Below are 16,479 nucleotides of genomic sequence, written 5' to 3'. Positions count from 1 at the left end.
AACACGCCAAGACAGGGCGCCAGGGATGACGTCAAGCACCGGAAACGCCTGACCAGGCTCTCTACAGTGGGGCGGGCGGGGCTCGAACCCGCGACCAACGGATTATGAGTCCGCGGCTCTAACCAACTGAGCTACCGCCCCGGATCCGATCAGCTGCGAACATCGCCTCCGGCGTCGTGGTCTTGCACGGCCCTGACATTAGCGCCCGCACAAATTCGCCCGTGACTGTGCCATGCAAATGCACGCCGCGAAGGGCCATCGTTCCGACAACCCTTCGAAAACTTTCAGCCCACGGGATGAGTCCGCGGCCTTGCATCCGTTCTGGCAGTCAGGGAGCTACGGCAATCCACCTGCTCCCCGGAGATAACCCAGTTTGGACGGCTGTTCTCAGCCGCACGATCAAGGAAGGCTCATCATGAGAATCGTCGTCATTGGAGGAACCGGCCTGATTGGGTCAAAAGTGGTGCAGGCCTTGACCGCACAAGGTCATGATGCCGTCGCCGCAGCTCCGTCGACGGGTGTGAACGCGGTGACCGGCGAGGGCTTGTCCGACGTGCTCGTCGGCGCGTCAGTGGTCGCCGACGTCTCGAACTCGCCGTCGTTCGACGACGCCCCGTCGATGGAATTCTTCACCAAGTCAACGACGAACATGCTGGCCGCCGAGGCCGACGCCGGCGTCAAACACCACGTCGCGCTGTCGGTCGTCGGCACCGATTTCCTTGCCGCACAGAGCGGCTACTTCCTCGCCAAGCAGACGCAGGAAGACCTCATCAGCGCGGGACCGATTCCTTACACGATCCTGCACGCAACGCAGTTCTTCGAGTTCCTTAGCTTCATTGCCGACTCCGCGACCGAGGGGAACACGGTGCGTCTGCCGTCGGCTCTCTGTCAGCCGATGGCTGCAGTCGACGTCGCCGAAGCCGTTGCCGTAGCAGCGGTCGGTGACCCGGTGAACGGCATCAGCGAGATAGGCGGACCGCACGCGTATCCGCTTCCCGATCTCATCCGCATCGCGCTGACCGCCCACGGGGATCCTCGCGAAGTAGTCGCCGATCCTGCTGCGAAGTATTGGGGCGTCGCAATCGAAGAACGCACCCTCGTTCCCGATGACGGCGCGAAACTGTCCACCACCAGGTTCGAGGACTGGGTTCTCGAGACGGCGGCCAAGGCGTAGCCGAACCCTTACGGCGCCAAGCCAATTGAGCAACGTAGAAGAGACGGCGTTGGTGGACATCTACGAGGCAGTAACAAGCCGACGCGCCGTTCGCGGATTCACCGACCAGCCCATACCGAAAGAGGTGCTGGAGCGGGTGCTGTCGGCCGCGGCTTGGGCGCCGTCGGGATCCAACCTCCAGCCCTGGCACATCTACGTTTTGACCGGTGCGCCACTGGTGCAGCTCAAACTGCTCGCCATACATCGAGTAGGAGCAGGCGATCCCTGGGACGAGCGGGAGTTCGAGATGTACCCGCGCGAATTGAAGTCCCCTTACAGCGAGCGCCGAGCCGCATTCGCCAAGCAGCGTTACGGCGCACTTGGCATTGCGCGCGAGGACTTGGAGGCCCGTCAACGAGCCGCCATCGCCAACTGGGACTGCTTCGGCGCGCCCGCCGCGCTGTTTTGCTACATCGACCGCGACATGGGCCTGCCGCAATGGGCGGACCTCGGCATGTACCTGCAGACCGTGATGCTGCTGCTGCGCGCCGAGGGCTTGCACAGTTGCCCCCAGATGGCGTGGTCGCAAACTCGCAAGTCCGTCGCGGAGGTCGTCTCACCCCCGGACGGGCGCATCCTCTTCTGTGGCATGTCGATCGGGTACGAAGACGTATCCGTCAGTTACGCCCGCACCGGCCGCGCACCGCTCGAGGAGACCGTCACATTCGTGGGCGGTTAGGACAGAAATTGCAGATACGGAGGGGCCCGGACGCGCGACTGCGTAGACCTCGCTGAGAGAGCTCACTACCATCAGGTCCGGACCAGCCATCAGTCCCGACATCAAACCGGCTGAGGTCCACTGGAACCAGACGCGGTGGAGAGTATGTCGAGCCAGGGCCGGGGGCAACGTCTGCGCGGTCGCACGGCCGAATGCGAGACGCTGCGCGGGGTGGTCTCGACAGTCCAAGCAGGTAGCCATCAGGTTTTGGTTCTCCGCGGCGAAGCTGGCGTCGGAAAGACCGCCTTGCTCGGCTACGTGTCAGAGCAGGCGTCCGAATTTCGCTGTGTCCAGGTGGCGGGTGTGCAGTCGGACATGGAGCTCGCATTCGCCGGCCTCCAGCAGCTGTGCGCACCGCTGATGGATCGATTCGACGAGTTGCCGCCGCCGCAGCGCGAAGCCCTGAATGTCGCCTTTGGCCGCGGAGTCGGAGCGACGCCCGACCGCTTCCTGGTCGGGCTGGCGGTGCTGAGCTTGATGGCCGCCGCTACCAGCGACCAACCCCTGCTCTGCATCATCGATGACGCGCAGTGGCTCGACCAGGTGTCGCTGCAGACGCTCTCGTTCGTCGCGCGGCGCCTGTTGGCCGAGCCAGTCGCACTGGTCTTCGCGGCCCGCGACGGCGGCGCGCAGGCGTTGGCCGGGCTGCCCGAGCTCGCGATCAACGGGCTATCTGGCGGCGAAGCCCGCGACCTGTTGAGCTCCGTCATACCCGGGCGGATCGATGAGCGGGTGCGCGACCGCATCGTCGCTGAGACGCGGGGCATTCCGCTGGCGCTGCTCGAGGTGCCGCGAAACCACTCCGCGGTCGATCTGGCCGGCGGTTTCGGGAATCTGGCTGTGCACCGCTCGGCGGGACAGCTGGAGGAAAGCTTCGTGCACCGCATCGCGTCGCTTCCCGTCGACACCCAACGGTTGCTCCTTGTCGCCGCCGCCGAGCCAGTTGGCGACGCCGCGTTGTTTCTGCGCGCGGCGGCCAATTTGGGCATCCCGGTCGACGCACTGGCACCGGCAGAAGCCGCCGGGGTGATCGAGTTTGGTCCGCGCATGCGCTTTCACCACCCGCTGCTGCGCTCAGCCGCCTACCGCGCCGCAGACCTGGCTGACCGCAGAGCAATACATCGGGCATTGGCCGACGCGACGGATCCACGCTCGGACCCCGACCGTCGAGCATGGCACGCCGCCTATGCCACGGCGGGACCCGACGATGCGGTCGCCGCGGAGCTGGAAACCTCAGCCGGCCGCGCCCAGAGCAGAGGCGGCATCGCCGCGGCGGCAGCTTTTTTGGAGCGCGCGACCGCCTTGACTCTGGACCCGGCCCGGCGCGTTTCCAGGGCAATCGCCGCGGCGCAGGCCAAGGGAGATGCGGCAGCGCCCCAGGCTGCACACGACCTACTCGCAATCGCCGAACTAGGCGTGCTGTCCAACCTCCAACGCGGCCAAGTGGCTCGTTTACGCGCTCAGATGGACTTTGCCCGCAACCGCGGGGGTGATAGCAGCGCCCCTCAGCTTGCCGGGCCCGCGTCGCAACTTCTCGACGCCGCCAAGCGGCTGGAAAACCTTGATGACGATCTAGCCCGCGAGACCTACCTCGAGGCGCTCGCCGCAGCCATGTACGCCGGTCGATCCGGTGAGCCCGACGCACTGGCGAATGCGGCCGAGGCTGCCCGCGCAGCGGTTGGCCCGGCATCAGAACTGCATCAGCCGATCGACTTGCTGTTGAGCGGCATGGCCGACCGAATCGCTGGCGACGTGAGCAGCGGCCGCGCTGTGCTGCGATCAACGCTTCAGGACATCTGCGCCCAGACGAATAGCCAGATACTGCACTGGATGTCGCTGGCCTTCCCAGTTGTGCAGGAGACCGCCGCCGCCGAACTCTGGGACGACGCGATCTACCGTCAACTGGCCACCGACATCGTCCGGCACGCTCGTGACGCCGGTGCACTGGCCATAATTCCGCGAGCACTCGCCTACCAGGCGAGAGCTCATGTGCTGGCGGGCGAATTCGTTACGGCGGCAAGAATTATCGAAGAAGCAGCTTCGATCACTGCGGCCACGGGCTACGCGCCACTCAAATACGACGCGTTGCTATTGACTGCCTGGCGCGGGATCCCGGCCGACGCGGTCGGCTTGATCGAGGCAGCGACCGCAGAGGGAAGCACCAGAGGCGAGGGCCGACTGCTCGGCCTGGCCGGGTTCGTCACCGCCGTGCTCTACAACGGACTCGGCCGATACGAACAGGCATTCATCGCCGCTCGCGAGGCATGTGAACACGAGGATCTTGGCTTCTACGGGTGGTGCTTGATCGAACTGATCGAAGCTGCGGTGCACACGGGCGAGCGGGCAACGGCCGCGGCCGCCATACGTCAGCTCGAAGAACGCGCAGGCGCCAGCGCAACCGACTGGGGACTAGGGGTTTTGGCGAGTGCGCGAGCCCTGGTAGCCGACGATCAACTCGCCGAGAGTCTGTTCACCGAAGCCATCGAACGCTTGGAGCGAACCAGCATCGTCGTACATTTGGCTCGCGCTCATCTGCGCTATGGGGAGTGGCTGCGCCGGTTGAACCGGCGACTCGATGCGCGTCGACACCTCACCGAGGCCCACGCGATGTTCACCCGAATGGGCGCCAACGCCTTTGCGGAGCGGTCCCGCCGCGAACTGGTGGCCATCGGCGAGAAGGTGCGCAAGCAACCGGTGAATTCCGGCGATGAGCTGACAGCCCAAGAGGCACAGATCGCACGACTCGCCGCAGAAGGGCTGACAAACCAGGAGATCGGTGCGCAGTTGTTCATCAGCACGCACACCGTCGAATGGCACCTCAGAAAAGTGTTCGTCAAGCTCGGCATCACGTCGCGTCGCCAGCTCCGCACCGTGTCGTGGGCCAGCTAGGCCGCACACCCGACCCTGAACTACGGACCCAGGACTACGGACTTTCAAGGGCGCGCGCCCGCTTCGCAACCGTGACTCTGATCTGGACCGCCCTTGTGGGCTTCCCCGCCAGAATTTGGAGACTGATCGTGACAATCACGTCCATACGAGGCACGTCCGACACGTACGAGAGTCTCGCCGAACGATTCGCCGGCGAAGCCGGACCCGTCCTTGACGTCCTATCCCGCGGAGCTCGACGCCTGACTCGTTGCGACGCCGACGCCGAGGACCTGCTGCAAGATGCCCTGCTGGACGCATACTCGGGTTTTCATACGTTCCAAGAAGGCACCAACGCCAAGGCGTGGCTCTTCCGGATTCTCTACAACCGTTGGGTCAGCACGTACCGCAGAAAGCAGCGCCGTCCGGCGGAGGTTTCTGTCGAGGAAATCACCGAGCGGGATCTGGCCTCTAGCGCCGCACGCGCCCCTGCTGGACTGCGCTCTGCGGAGGCGGAAGTCCTGGAAGCGTTGCCCGGCAGCCAGATTCAAGCAGCGATGCAAGATTTACCGGAAGGCTTCCGGGCCGCGGTGTACTACGCCGACGTCCACGGCTACACCTACGCGGAGACCGCCGAGATTCTGAACATCCCGGTGGGCACCGCGATGTCGCGAGCGTCACGTGCGCGCCAACGGCTGCGGATCGCGTTGGCCGAACAGCAAATCGCCTAGGTCACGTCAGCTGAACACTGTCTGACCGTCGACATCAAGGAGATACTGCTCTGTGCCCTGCTCAACGCGCGGCGCATCGCCGCCCAACGCCACCGCGACTTTGTTGCTGGCGTTGCGCATCACATCGAGGGTCAGCTCCACCGCCTCGGCGTCGGAGAAGTGCGCACGCACCCCGTCCGCGACACCGTCGTCGATCAGACCGGGCGACCAGATCAGCGCGTCCACATACCGCAGCGCCGCCTTATGATGCTCGGTCAGCTGGGCCGACGCCTCGAACTTCTCGATGTCGCCGTATAGCGTCTCCGACCCGCCCGCGTCCAGCGCCGTCGTCTCGCGCAGCGACTTGCATAGCCGGCAGTTGTGCTGCGCCGCGCCGCGTAACCGCACCACCTCTGCGGTCAGCGCATCAAGCTCGCGTTGCCGGGCCACCGTCGGCAGAAACTCGTTGAACACGAGGTCAGACGGATCGGTGGCGTGGTCCCACGCGACAGGACCGACAGTCCACCCGAGGTACTCGTCACCGACGCCCAGTGCCTCGAGCCCGGCGCGCACCCGCGGCACGAAGTCGGCGATGTATATCTGCGTGACGACACCAAAGGTGTCGTCCCCCAGTACCTTCCACAGCCTGGAGCGCTGCTCGACGCTGATACCCGTGACGTCAGTGCTGAATTGCTCGGCGAACTCGGCGACGACAGCGTAGCCATCCCGTCCCGCGCCCTCGGCGGGAAGCGCAGGTAGTCCGAGGGTCCGCGCACATATCCGCCGCACCAGCGCGGTCGTGCGACCGTCACCGGGCGACAATGCCACCAGTCGGGTCAGTTCGTCGTGTAACACCACAGATGGATTATGTCGCCTGGCTCACCGATGACATGTGAAAGTCCGGAATCCGCAGCGACGGCATTGCCGCTCGAGTGACCCAGTCGCCCCATTCCCGCGGCAGCGTCGGCTCGCTGACGCCGGCCTGGCTGGCCCGCCGCAACAGATCCAACGGGCTCTCGTTGAAGCGGAAATTGTTGACCGCCGCGGTCACTTCACCGTCTTCGACCAGGTAGACGCCGTCACGGGTCAGCCCGGTCAGCAGCAGCGTGGTGGGATCGACCTCGCGCATGTACCACAACGTGGTCAACAACAACCCACGCTCGGTCGCCGCGATCATGTCAGCAAGATCGGTGCTGTCGCCGGTCATCAAGATGTTGTCGGCGGCGACGGCGACCGGGGCGCCGAACTCGTCGGCCGCGGCCCGCGGGTAGGCCAAAGCATTGATCACCCCGTCGCGGATCCAGTCCACTCGGCCGATGTTCAGCCCGTTGTCGAAGATCGACAGCGTCTCCGACGATGTCGACGTCGCGACGAACGGCGTGCACGTCAGCCCGGCCGCCGTGGGATCGCAGTACAGCGTCAGCGGCAAATCGGTGAGCTTCTCCCCCACCCGGGTTCCGCCGTCGGGCGCGCTGAGCGCGGTGCGGCCCTCTTGCGCGCCGCGGCCGCTCATCGACCATGCCAGGTAGATCATCATGTCGGCTACCGCCGACGGCGGCAGGATCGTTTCGTAACGCCCGGCCGGCACCTCGACGCGGCGCTTGGCCCAATCCAGTCGCATCGACAGCTGCTCGAGCAGTGAATCCGTTGGCACACTGGCGAAGTCGGGGCTTCCGACGCCTACCCAAGCGCTGGCGCCGTCGCGTTTGGCGTTGATCTCCACCGAACCGGTCGGCTGGGTGGAGCGACGCCGCAGTCCGCTCGACGTCGCCAGAAACGTCGTCTCCAGCGCGTGTTGCGCGAAGCCGTACAGCTGTTCGGCGCCGCGGAATCCGTGAGCCAGCGGATCGGTGAGGTGCGCGAACACCTCAGGTCCGGTCCCCGGAATCGGCGCGTCCCAGTCGGCCGGCGCGGTGTTGCCGTTCAACAGCGGCGCCGCGTCGCGGGCCTCGGGCGCCGACGCGGCGGCGGCCTGCGATGCTGCGACCAAATCCTCGATCGCCGACGGGTCGACTTCGGCCGAGGTCAGGGTTCCGACCCGCGCGGTATCACCTTGTCGGACAATCGAAATGACCGTGGTGTTGCGACCCGTCGATACGCCGTTTGTGGTCATCGAGTTGTTCGCCCACCGCAGTGACGTCGCGACGCGGTCGCCGACCAGCACGATGGTCTCCTCGGCGCCGCCGAGTCGAGCGGCAGCGTCCAGTGCAATGTCGACGACCTGCTGCGCGCCGATCACAGGCCGGCCTCGACGCGCGTGTTGAGCACGTTGACCCCACGAAACAGCGCCGACGGGCAGCCATGGCTCACCGCGGCCACCTGACCGGGCTGGGCCTTGCCGCAGTTGAACGCTCCGCCCAGTTGCCAGGTCGACGGGCCGCCGATGGCCTCCATCGAATTCCAGAAGTCGGTGGTGGTGGCCTGATAGGCGACATCGCGCAGCTGACCGTCCAGACGTCCGTGCCGGATGCGGTAGAACCGCTGTCCGGTGAACTGGAAGTTGTAGCGCTGCATATCAATTGACCACGACCGGTCGCCGACGATGTAGATGCCGTCGTCAATCCGGGAGATCAAGTCGGGAGTGCTGAAGCCTTCGAGGCCGGGCTGAAGCGACACGTTGGCCATCCGCTGGATCGGCACGTGGTGTGGCGAATCCGCATAGGAGCAGCCGTTGGACCTGGGTTCGCCCAGCCGCGGTGCGAACACCCGGTCCAGTTGATAGCCGACGAAGATCCCGTCGCGCACCAAGTCCCAACTCTGGGCGGCAACACCCTCGTCGTCGTAACCGATTGTGGCCAAGCCGAATTCGACAGTCCGGTCGGCGGTCACGTTCATCATCGGCGATCCGTAGCGCAGCGTGCCGAGCTTGTCGGGGGTGGCGAACGATGTGCCGGCGTACGCCGCCTCGTAGCCGATGGCCCGGTCGTATTCGGTTGCATGGCCGATGGATTCGTGGATGGTCAACCACAGGTTGGTCGGGTCGATCACCAGATCGGTCGGGCCGGCCGCGACGCTGGGTGCCTTCATCTTCTCGGCCAGCTCGGACGGCAGTTGAGCGAGCTCGTCGGTCCAGTTCCACACGTCGTCGCCGGCCAGCACCTCCCAGCCGCGCCCCATCGGCGGTGCCAGCGTGCGCATCGAGTCGAACCCGCCGCCGGCGGTGTCGACGGTGACCGCCTCCAGGCGTGGCTGAACCCTGACCCGTTGCTGCGTGATCGACGAGCCGGCGGTGTCGGCGTAGAAGGTCTGCTCTTTGACCGACTGCAGGATGGCCGACACATGATCGACGCCGTCGGCCGCCAACAGCCTGCCGGAGTATTCGTCGAGCACCGCGATCTTGTCGGCCAGCGGCACGGTGAACGGGTCGATGCGATAGCTCGAGACCCAGGTGGCGTCGGCGTAGACCGGCTCGGGCGCCAGTTCGACGCGATCGGTGTTCAGCGCGGCCAGCGTGCGAGCCACCGACACCGCGCGCCGGGCGGTCGCGGCGGCGACTTCCGGTGACAGCTCGGCGTGCGACGCGAAGCCCCAGGTGCCGTTGACGACCACCCGGACGGCCAGGCCGATCTCGCGGTTGACCACCGCGGTCTCCAACTCGCCGTCGCGCAATTGGATGATCTCGCTGACCAGCCGGTGAATTCGCAGGTCGGCGTGGCTGGCCCCTTCCGCGGTGGCAGCAGCTAGCGCGGCATCGGCGAGTTCGTGGCGCGGCAGGCTGAGGAAGTCGGCATCGATCCCGCGGTTCGGTGTCACGACACCTACCGTATCGACCGGTTTAATACTGGTGTGGGTGACGCTGCGGTGACCGCCAGGCGCCGATCGACCGCGTTGGCGTATGCGTTGATTGCACCGAGCCTGTTCGGTGTGGTGACGTTCCTGCTCCTGCCGATATTGGTGGTGGTGTGGCTGAGCCTGCATCGTTGGGACCTGCTCGGGCCGATCGAGTATGTCGGAGGGCGGAATTGGCGCTCGGTGCTCACCGACAAGACGTTCGGCAATTCGCTGCTGGTGACATGTGCGTTCGTGGCGATCGTGGTCCCAGTGCAGACCGCGCTCGGCTTGGCCGTCGGCGCGCTGCTGGCCCGCGATCTGCCCGGCAGCGGTTTGTTCCGCACGATTTACGTACTGCCGTGGATCAGCGTCCCGCTGGCGATCGCGGTGCTGTGGCGCTGGATTCTGGCACCCACCGACGGCGCCGTGAGCACGGTGCTCGGGCATCGCATCGAATGGCTCACCGATCCCGGGCTGGCTCTGCCGGTGGTGTCGGCGGTCGTCGTGTGGAGCAACGTCGGATACGTCTCGCTGTTTTTCCTCGCCGGCATCCTGGCCATCCCCACCGAGATCCACTCCGCGGCGCGCATCGACGGCGCGACATCCTGGCAGCGATTCCGGCGCATCACCCTGCCGATGCTGCGGCCGACCATGTTCTTTGTATTGGTCACCGGCGTCATCAGTGCCGCACAGGTCTTCGACACGGTCTATGCGTTGACCGGCGGCGGGCCGCAGAACCGCACGGATCTGGTCGCGCACCGCATCTACGCCGAGGCATTCGGAGCCGCGGCCATCGGCCGGGCGTCGGTGATGGCGGTGGTGCTGTTCGTCATCCTGGTCACCATCACCCTCGTTCAGCATCTGTACTTCCGACGTCGGATCAGCTATGACCTCACTTAAAAAGCCCTCGGCTGCACTGGTTTACCTGGGCCTGGCGGTGGGCGCGGTCATCACGCTGGCGCCGTTCGGACTCGGCCTGCTTACCTCATTCACGTCGGCGCATCAGTTCGCGACCGGCACGCCGTTGAAGTGGCCGCGGCCGCCGACGCTGTCGAATTACGCCGACCTCGGCGGCGCGGGTTTCGGCCGGGCCCTGGCGGTGACGGCGTTGATGACAGCGGTGAGTCTGCTTGGACAGCTGAGCTCATCGGTGCTGGCCGCGTATGCGTTCGCCCGGCTGCGCTTTCCCGGCCGAGACGGACTTTTCTGGGTGTATCTCGCGACCTTGATGGTGCCGGGCAGCGTCACGGTGGTGCCGCTGTATCTGATGATGGCGCAACTGGGGCTGCGGAACACATTCTGGGCCTTGGTGTTGCCGTTCGTCTTCGGCTCTCCGTACGCAATCTTTTTGCTACGTCAACACTTTCGTACCATCCCGGATGACCTGATCAACGCCGCCTACCTGGACGGCGCCACCACGCTGGATGTGATCTTGCACGTGGTCGTGCCGTCCAGTCGGCCGGTGATCGTGACGCTGATGCTGATCACCGTGGTATCGGAATGGCACCACTTCCTGTGGCCGCTGATCATCACCAGCGGCACCAAATGGCAGGTGTTGACGGTGGCGACGGCTGCGCTGCAATCCCGCTACAACGCGCAGTGGACTCTGGTGATGGCCGCGGTGGGCGCTGCGGTAGTGCCACTGCTGGTCTTGTTCCTGATTTTCCAGCGACACATCGTGCGGTCGATCATCGTCACGGGGCTCAAGTGACCCGGCCGCGGTTTTCCACACTGTTCGCCCTGGGCTGGGTGCTGGTCGCCGCGTTGCTGGCCGCTGCGGCGGTGCTGCTGGACGTGACGGCCCAACCGCCCAGCGGCAAAACCGTTGTGACCGTGCGACTGTGGGATCAGCAGGTCGCCAAGGCATATCGACTGTCGTTTGCCGCGTTCACCCGGACACACCCCGACATCGAAGTCCAGACCGATGTCGTCTCGTATTCCACCTACTTCAACACTCTGCGGACCGACGTCGCCGGCGGCACGGCCGACGACATTTTTTGGCTGTCCAACGCCTACCTCGCCGGATACGCCGACAGCGGCCGATTGATAGATGTCGGGAAAACCTTCGGGCCACGGGTTGCATCGACGTGGGAGTCGTCGGTAGTCCAGCAGTTCACCCGAGACGCGAAGCTGTGGGCGGTTCCTCAACTCACCGACGCAGGTATCGCGTTGTATTACAACGCGGACCTGCTCGCCGCGGCGGGAGTCGACCCCGCCACGCTGACCACACTGCGGTGGGGCCCGGCTGGCGACGACACACTACGACCGCTGCTGGCCCGGCTGACCGTTGACGTGGACGGACGTTCCGCGGGCACACCGGGTTTTGATCCCAACCGGATCCGGCGGTGGGCGTACAACGCCGCTAACGACGCGCAGGGTATCTACCTCAACTACATCGGATCGGCGGGCGGCGTCTTCCAGGACGGTGATCGGTTCGCGTTCGATAACCCCGCTGCCGTCGAGGCTTTCACCTATCTGGTGAAGCTGATCGACGCCGACCACGTTGCGCCGCCGGCCTCGGACACCAACGAGAACGGCGACTTCTCCCGCAACCAGTTCCTGGCCGGCAAGATGGCGCTGTTTCAATCCGGCACCTACAACTTGGCCGCGATCGCCGGGCAAGCCAACTTCCACTGGGGCATCGCGATGATGCCCGCGGGCCCGAAGGGTCGGGTCAGCGTCACCAACGGCATTGCCGCGGCGGGCAATTCGGCCTCCCCACACCCTGATGCGGTGCGTCAGGTGCTGGCTTGGATGGGCAGTACCGAGGGCAACCAGTACCTCGGCCGTCAGGGCAGCGCCATTCCTGCGGTCACCGCAGCCCAGAAGGCCTGCTTCGATCACTGGTTGAGCAAAGGTGTCGACATCAGGCCGTTCTTCGACGTTCTCAACGGCCCGCGCATCGCCGCTCCCGGCGGCACCGGCTTCGCCGCCGGGTATCAGGCCATCAAACCCTATTTCGACGAGATGTTCTTGGGTCGTAGCGATATCGCGACGACCCTGCACCGGGCCCAGGAAGCGGCAAACGCGGCCGCGCGCGGCTAGCGCCCGAGGGGAACTTCGAGCGCAATCGCCGCGGCACACACCGCGACCGTGATCCCGAGCGCTATCCAGTCGGCCTGCTTCGGCCGTGACGGCAGCGCCGAGATCTGGCCGATCCCACCGCGCGCGGTAATGGCGTCGCCCATCTCGTCAGCCCGCCGCAACGTCACCGTGAGAGCCGTGGTGAGAAGGTCGACCACTTCCAGCGCCCAGCGTCGACGGCGTGCCCTGCGGGTGTCGGCGACCCGCTTGGGCCGCAACCGGCGCGCGGCGTAGAGCACCCGAAATTCGTCGATCAGCATCGGAAATGCGCGCAACGCCAGCGCGATGGCGACGGCCCACTCGTCGACAGGAACCCGTAACCACCTCAGCGGCCGACCCAAAGCCGCTACTGCAGGCGCAATTTCGGCGACATTGGTGGTCCACGACACCATCCCACCCAGGCCGAGCAACACGAACGACAACGCGGTGACCCGCAGGAAGTTCAGCAGCCCGCCCAATCCGATCGGAACTCCGCCCACGTGAATCGTCGGGCTGCCGCCGGCGAACGCCGCCGACATCCCGCCAAGCGCCAGCAGCATCCACAACCAGTGCGGCACAGTGGGAAGCACGCCACGCGGAATGTGCGCGAGCCGGACCGCCGTCAGCACGAGCGCGGCCACCAGTCCGATGGCGATCCACCCCGGGTAGAACGTCAGCAGCACCGAAATGCCGGCGACCGCGAGCAGTTTGGTGCCGGCCCACAGGTCGTGCACCACGGAGCTGCCCGGCACCGGACGCAGCAGTACGACCGAACGCGACGGCCGGCGTTCGGATCGTTCATCGGGTAGCGCCGTAGTCACGACACTCCCCCAGCTGCCGCCGTGACCGCGTGCAGCACACCGTCACGCAGATCTAATGTGCGCGGGCAGAGCTCCTCCAACCCACCGAAGTCGTGGGAAATCACCACGACAGTCAGACCCTGCTCACGGCGCAGCTCCTCGAGCAATCGCACCAAACCGCTCTGGGTGACAGCGTCGAGGCCGGCCAACGGCTCGTCGAGAATCAGCGCCCGCGGCGACCGTGCCAGCAGACCGGCCAGCACGACCCGGCGCATCTGGCCTCCGCTGAGCTGATCGATGCGCCGCTTGGCCAACGTACTGTCCAACCCGACGACGGCCAGCGCGGTCGCCACCCGGTCCTGGTCCTTGGGCGAAAAGCCCGCCGCCGAAGCCACTTCCGAGTCAACCCGGCTGCGCATCAGCTGCAGTCGCGCCGCCTGAAACGACAGCGCGACCGCGCCGACCTGTTCGTGCGAGGGCCGGCCATCAAGCAGGCAGGAGCCGGTGGTCGGTACCGTGAGCCCGGCAAGAATCCACGCCAGCGTCGACTTGCCCGAGCCGTTACCGCCGTGGATCAACAAGCCATCGCCTTGGTGCACCGCGAAGTTGACGTCGCGCAGCGCAGCCTTGGCCCACGGCGTTCCACTGTTGTATTCGTGGCTTACGCCGGTGACCTCGAGGATTGCCGGTCCAGACTCGTGCCCCATCGCCGGTGTCGCCACTGGCACAGGAACCGTCTCGACCATGCTGGTGTTGTCTCCGGACTCGCTGAGATTGATTGTGCTATCGGCGGACTCGGCTTCGTTGTTGTAATGCGTGATATGCACCAGCGCCGTCCGGTGCCGCTGCTTCAGGCCGGATAACACGCCGAGCAGCGCTTCACGGCCCTCTTGGTCGACCATGCTGGTGACTTCATCGGCGATGAGCATGGCGGGCTCGCGGGCTAGCGCGGCCGCCACCGCCAGCCGCTGCAACTCACCCCCGGACAAACTTCCGGTGTCGCGTTCGGCGTGCGATTCCAGGCCGACTTCGCGGAGCAACTGGGCGACGTCGGTGGTTGTCCCGGGCGGCAGACCCCACACCACGTCGTCGGCGACCCGGGTGCCCAGCACCTGACTTTCCGGATGCTGCATGACCACCGCGGTGCCACCCAACCGGCCCAGCCCCACCGACCCGGGGCGCTCGATGGTGCCCGATGTCGGTTCCCGGCCGGCCAGCACCAGCATCAGCGTGGTCTTCCCAGAACCGTTGGCCCCGGTGATGGCCAAATGTTCGCCGGCCGTGACCTCCAGGTTGACCGGGCGCAGCGCGTCGTGATCGGTATTCGGATAGCGGAAGCGGACCTCGTCCAGCCGCACCGGGACCGGCCCGATGGGTGCGGTGTCCCGCGGTGCGTCCAGTTTGTGCACGTCGGGAATGCCGCGCATCCGATTCAGTACCCGCGACAGCGCCCACCACCCGATCAGCGATACGACCACAATCGAGACGGTGCCGTTGGCGAAGATCAGCCACGGCCAGTAGTGCAGCGCCTCGCCGAGGAACCATTGGAGCCCGTGGGCTGTCGTGTCGAGTACATCCCTGATGCGTCCGCTCAGCGGGAATGAATGCTCGGTCACGAAGCGCCCGATTCCCGTCAGCACGGCCGCGGCCCCGTTGATGTTGGCGGTGATCGCATCGAAGATCAGGTGCCGCAGCCGAGAAAGAAGCGCCAGCGCCCCGACCGCGAACGCGTTGAAGACCGCCCCGGCGATGATGGAAACGACGATCACCGTCCCGGTGCCGCGCTGCCGCCGTTTGACGACCCCGGTCAGTCCGCCCACGTAGGCGCTGTGGCCGACCGTCATCAAGCCGCCGAGGCCGGCGATCAAAAAGGCGATCAAACCGGCGGCCACGGTCCCGGCGATCAGCACGCGGAAGCGGTAGCGGTAAGCCAGCAATCCCATCGGCACAGTGCCCAGCAACGACAGCGCACCGGCGAACGGGACGACGATGGAAATGATCGCGATGGCCGCGCACAATGCGGCCATGACCGAGGACTGCGCGAGTTCGCCGGGACGCAGCGATCGGGAACCAGGAGTCCCCGACGCCGAGCGAGTCGCGTTCATCTCATCGATTCTGCCAGCTGTCAGGGGCATTCCCCTTTAGCAAACATTGGCGGTTCATTTCAGTTAACGGCAGAAATAGGCCGGTGAGTGGTCTAGATAGTCTAGCTATGAAACTATGGGGGGATGACGTCATCCGTAACCACGCAGCGTGGCGCGGCCGAGGAGGCTGTCGCCGGGCTGGGCGCGGATCTGCTCGCTGTGGTCGCGCGACTCAATCGCTATGCCACCCAACGCATTCAGATGCAATTGCCGGCCGCACAAGCCCGCCTGCTGTCGACCATAGACGCCCACGGTGAGGCGCGAATCTGCGACCTGGCCGCGGTGGATCACTGCTCCCAGCCGACGATGACCACGCAGGTGCGCAGGCTTGAAGACGCCGGTCTGGTTACCCGAACCGTGGACGCCCGCGACGCCCGGGCGGTCCGCATCCGGATCACGACCGAGGGTTTACAGACCCTTAATCGAGTCCGGGCCGATCGCGCCAGTGCGATCGAGCCGCAGCTCGCCCGCCTCAATGACGCGGATCGACAGATCCTGGACGAGGCGGTGACCGTGCTGCGCCGCCTGCTCGAGGATGCGGCGGCCGCCCCACGTCCGGGTGCATCCCGCTAGCGGCCCCCGCCGGCCTTTGGCCGGCGCCTAAGCCTACGGCCGGTTCTCGGCGCATGATGGCGGCTGGATAATGGTCTTTCGACTCAAGACTGTGGGCGGCAAAGGGGGTGGCTGTGTCGACGGCAACGTTCGGCCCCACCTTGATCGTCTGGCTTGGCCCTCGTAGGTACACCTTCCCCACCGGCCGCGATGTGACCGTCGGGCTCGATACCAGCGCCGACATCCGCCTCGACGCTGCGGGCCCGTCGGCGACCCCGCCGCTGGTGGTGCTGCATTACAACGGCGACCAGTGGATCGCCGTGGATCGCAGCGAAGCCGGGATTTATGTGGACGGCGTGCGGATGTCGACCGTCTTCATCCACGACGGTCGAGCGATCACCCTCGGTGATCCGCAATACGGGCCACGGCTGGTCTTCCAGCTCGCGGCCCCGCCTCCACCGCCACTGCAGGCCCCGCCGCCGCCACCGATGCGGCCCGCAGCTCCACCACCGCGCCCCATTCACCACAATCGGCCGCCGCCACCGCGGCCAATGCCGGGCCCCGTGCCACGGTCAGCACCTCCGCCACCACCACCCCCTCCGCCCCGTATTGCGGCGGCACCACCCCCACCACCGCCGCTTCA

The 16,479-nt window shown here is 66.0% G+C and carries 14 protein-coding genes and 1 tRNA gene; 9 read left to right on the top strand and 6 right to left on the bottom strand.

Features of this window, described 5'->3' with window-relative positions:
* Positions 1–67: 67 nt before the first annotated feature.
* Positions 68–141 (bottom strand) — tRNA-Ile (locus VN856_RS12930).
* Between the two features lie 274 nt (positions 142–415).
* On the opposite strand from VN856_RS12930, the gene VN856_RS12925 reads away from it, so the two are divergent.
* The 4 genes from VN856_RS12925 to VN856_RS12910 all read left to right on the top strand — a co-directional run bounded on the left by VN856_RS12925 (position 416) and on the right by VN856_RS12910 (position 5,527).
* Positions 416–1,174 (top strand): SDR family oxidoreductase, encoded by a 759-nt coding sequence (locus VN856_RS12925; protein ID WP_325689580.1) that lies wholly within the window; start codon positions 416–418, stop codon positions 1,172–1,174.
* A 52-nt stretch (positions 1,175–1,226) separates the two neighbouring features.
* On the top strand, positions 1,227–1,892 hold the full coding sequence (locus VN856_RS12920) for a nitroreductase (RefSeq protein WP_325689584.1): 666 nt from the start codon (positions 1,227–1,229) through the stop codon (positions 1,890–1,892).
* Between the two features lie 144 nt (positions 1,893–2,036).
* Complete coding sequence (locus VN856_RS12915) at positions 2,037–4,820, top strand: helix-turn-helix transcriptional regulator (protein ID WP_325689578.1); 2,784 nt, start codon at positions 2,037–2,039, stop codon at positions 4,818–4,820.
* 128 nt (positions 4,821–4,948) lie between these two features.
* Positions 4,949–5,527: a sigma-70 family RNA polymerase sigma factor gene (locus VN856_RS12910; RefSeq protein ID WP_325689576.1), complete on the top strand. Its 579-nt coding sequence runs from the start codon at positions 4,949–4,951 to the stop codon at positions 5,525–5,527.
* A gap of 6 nt (positions 5,528–5,533) precedes the next feature.
* Here VN856_RS12910 and VN856_RS12905 read toward each other — a convergent pair whose 3' ends face one another.
* The 3 genes from VN856_RS12905 to VN856_RS12895 are packed head-to-tail and all read right to left on the bottom strand — an operon-like array spanning position 5,534 to position 9,259.
* Positions 5,534–6,364 (bottom strand): carboxymuconolactone decarboxylase family protein, encoded by an 831-nt coding sequence (locus tag VN856_RS12905; RefSeq protein ID WP_325689574.1) that lies wholly within the window; start codon positions 6,362–6,364, stop codon positions 5,534–5,536.
* Positions 6,365–6,371: 7 nt separating this feature from the next.
* Positions 6,372–7,745 carry a metallopeptidase TldD-related protein gene (locus tag VN856_RS12900; protein WP_325689572.1) on the bottom strand — a complete coding sequence of 458 codons (1,374 nt, stop codon included), beginning with the start codon at positions 7,743–7,745 and terminating at the stop codon, positions 6,372–6,374.
* A complete protein-coding gene (locus VN856_RS12895) occupies positions 7,742–9,259 on the bottom strand; it encodes a TldD/PmbA family protein (protein ID WP_325689570.1) in 1,518 nt (505 codons plus the stop codon). Before VN856_RS12895 ends, VN856_RS12900 begins: the two co-directional genes overlap by 4 nt.
* Positions 9,260–9,307: 48 nt before the next feature.
* Between VN856_RS12895 and VN856_RS12890 the strand changes: the two genes are divergently transcribed.
* From VN856_RS12890 to VN856_RS12880, 3 genes are read left to right on the top strand one after another with little or no spacing between them, the layout of a single operon-like run.
* On the top strand, positions 9,308–10,177 hold the full coding sequence (locus tag VN856_RS12890; RefSeq protein ID WP_325689582.1) for a sugar ABC transporter permease: 870 nt from the start codon (positions 9,308–9,310) through the stop codon (positions 10,175–10,177).
* Positions 10,164–10,988: a carbohydrate ABC transporter permease gene (locus VN856_RS12885; RefSeq protein ID WP_325689568.1), complete on the top strand. Its 825-nt coding sequence runs from the start codon at positions 10,164–10,166 to the stop codon at positions 10,986–10,988. The genes VN856_RS12890 and VN856_RS12885 overlap by 14 nt, the downstream gene beginning before the upstream one ends.
* Positions 10,985–12,322: a sugar ABC transporter substrate-binding protein gene (locus VN856_RS12880; RefSeq protein ID WP_325689566.1), complete on the top strand. Its 1,338-nt coding sequence runs from the start codon at positions 10,985–10,987 to the stop codon at positions 12,320–12,322. Before VN856_RS12885 ends, VN856_RS12880 begins: the two co-directional genes overlap by 4 nt.
* On the opposite strand, the gene VN856_RS12875 is transcribed toward VN856_RS12880, so the two are convergent.
* Together VN856_RS12875 and VN856_RS12870 are read right to left on the bottom strand one after the other, a co-directional pair.
* Entirely contained in the window at positions 12,319–13,161 is an 843-nt protein-coding gene (locus tag VN856_RS12875; protein ID WP_325689565.1) for an energy-coupling factor transporter transmembrane protein EcfT, read from the bottom strand. The genes VN856_RS12880 and VN856_RS12875 overlap by 4 nt on opposite strands.
* Entirely contained in the window at positions 13,158–15,245 is a 2,088-nt protein-coding gene (locus VN856_RS12870; protein WP_325689563.1) for an ATP-binding cassette domain-containing protein, read from the bottom strand. Before VN856_RS12870 ends, VN856_RS12875 begins: the two co-directional genes overlap by 4 nt.
* A gap of 123 nt (positions 15,246–15,368) precedes the next feature.
* On the opposite strand from VN856_RS12870, the gene VN856_RS12865 reads away from it, so the two are divergent.
* On the top strand, positions 15,369–15,857 hold the full coding sequence (locus VN856_RS12865) for a MarR family winged helix-turn-helix transcriptional regulator (RefSeq protein ID WP_325689561.1): 489 nt from the start codon (positions 15,369–15,371) through the stop codon (positions 15,855–15,857).
* Between the two features lie 113 nt (positions 15,858–15,970).
* A partial coding sequence (locus VN856_RS12860; protein WP_325689559.1) for an FHA domain-containing protein occupies positions 15,971–16,479 on the top strand: 509 nt, incomplete at its 3' end.

Origin of the sequence: Mycobacterium sp. (assembly GCF_035603715.1) — a bacterium.
Lineage (GTDB): Bacteria > Actinomycetota > Actinomycetes > Mycobacteriales > Mycobacteriaceae > Mycobacterium.
This window is presented reverse-complemented; position numbering and strand designations above follow the sequence as displayed.

Coding starts and splice junctions, on each gene's coding strand:
- VN856_RS12865 (WP_325689561.1), top strand. CDS start 15,369: ATGACGTCATCCGTAACCACGCAGCGTGGCGCGGCCGAGGAGGCTGTC.
- VN856_RS12885 (WP_325689568.1), top strand. CDS start 10,164: ATGACCTCACTTAAAAAGCCCTCGGCTGCACTGGTTTACCTGGGCCTG.
- VN856_RS12925 (WP_325689580.1), top strand. CDS start 416: ATGAGAATCGTCGTCATTGGAGGAACCGGCCTGATTGGGTCAAAAGTG.
- VN856_RS12915 (WP_325689578.1), top strand. CDS start 2,037: ATGTCGAGCCAGGGCCGGGGGCAACGTCTGCGCGGTCGCACGGCCGAA.
- VN856_RS12870 (WP_325689563.1), bottom strand. CDS start 15,245: ATGAACGCGACTCGCTCGGCGTCGGGGACTCCTGGTTCCCGATCGCTG.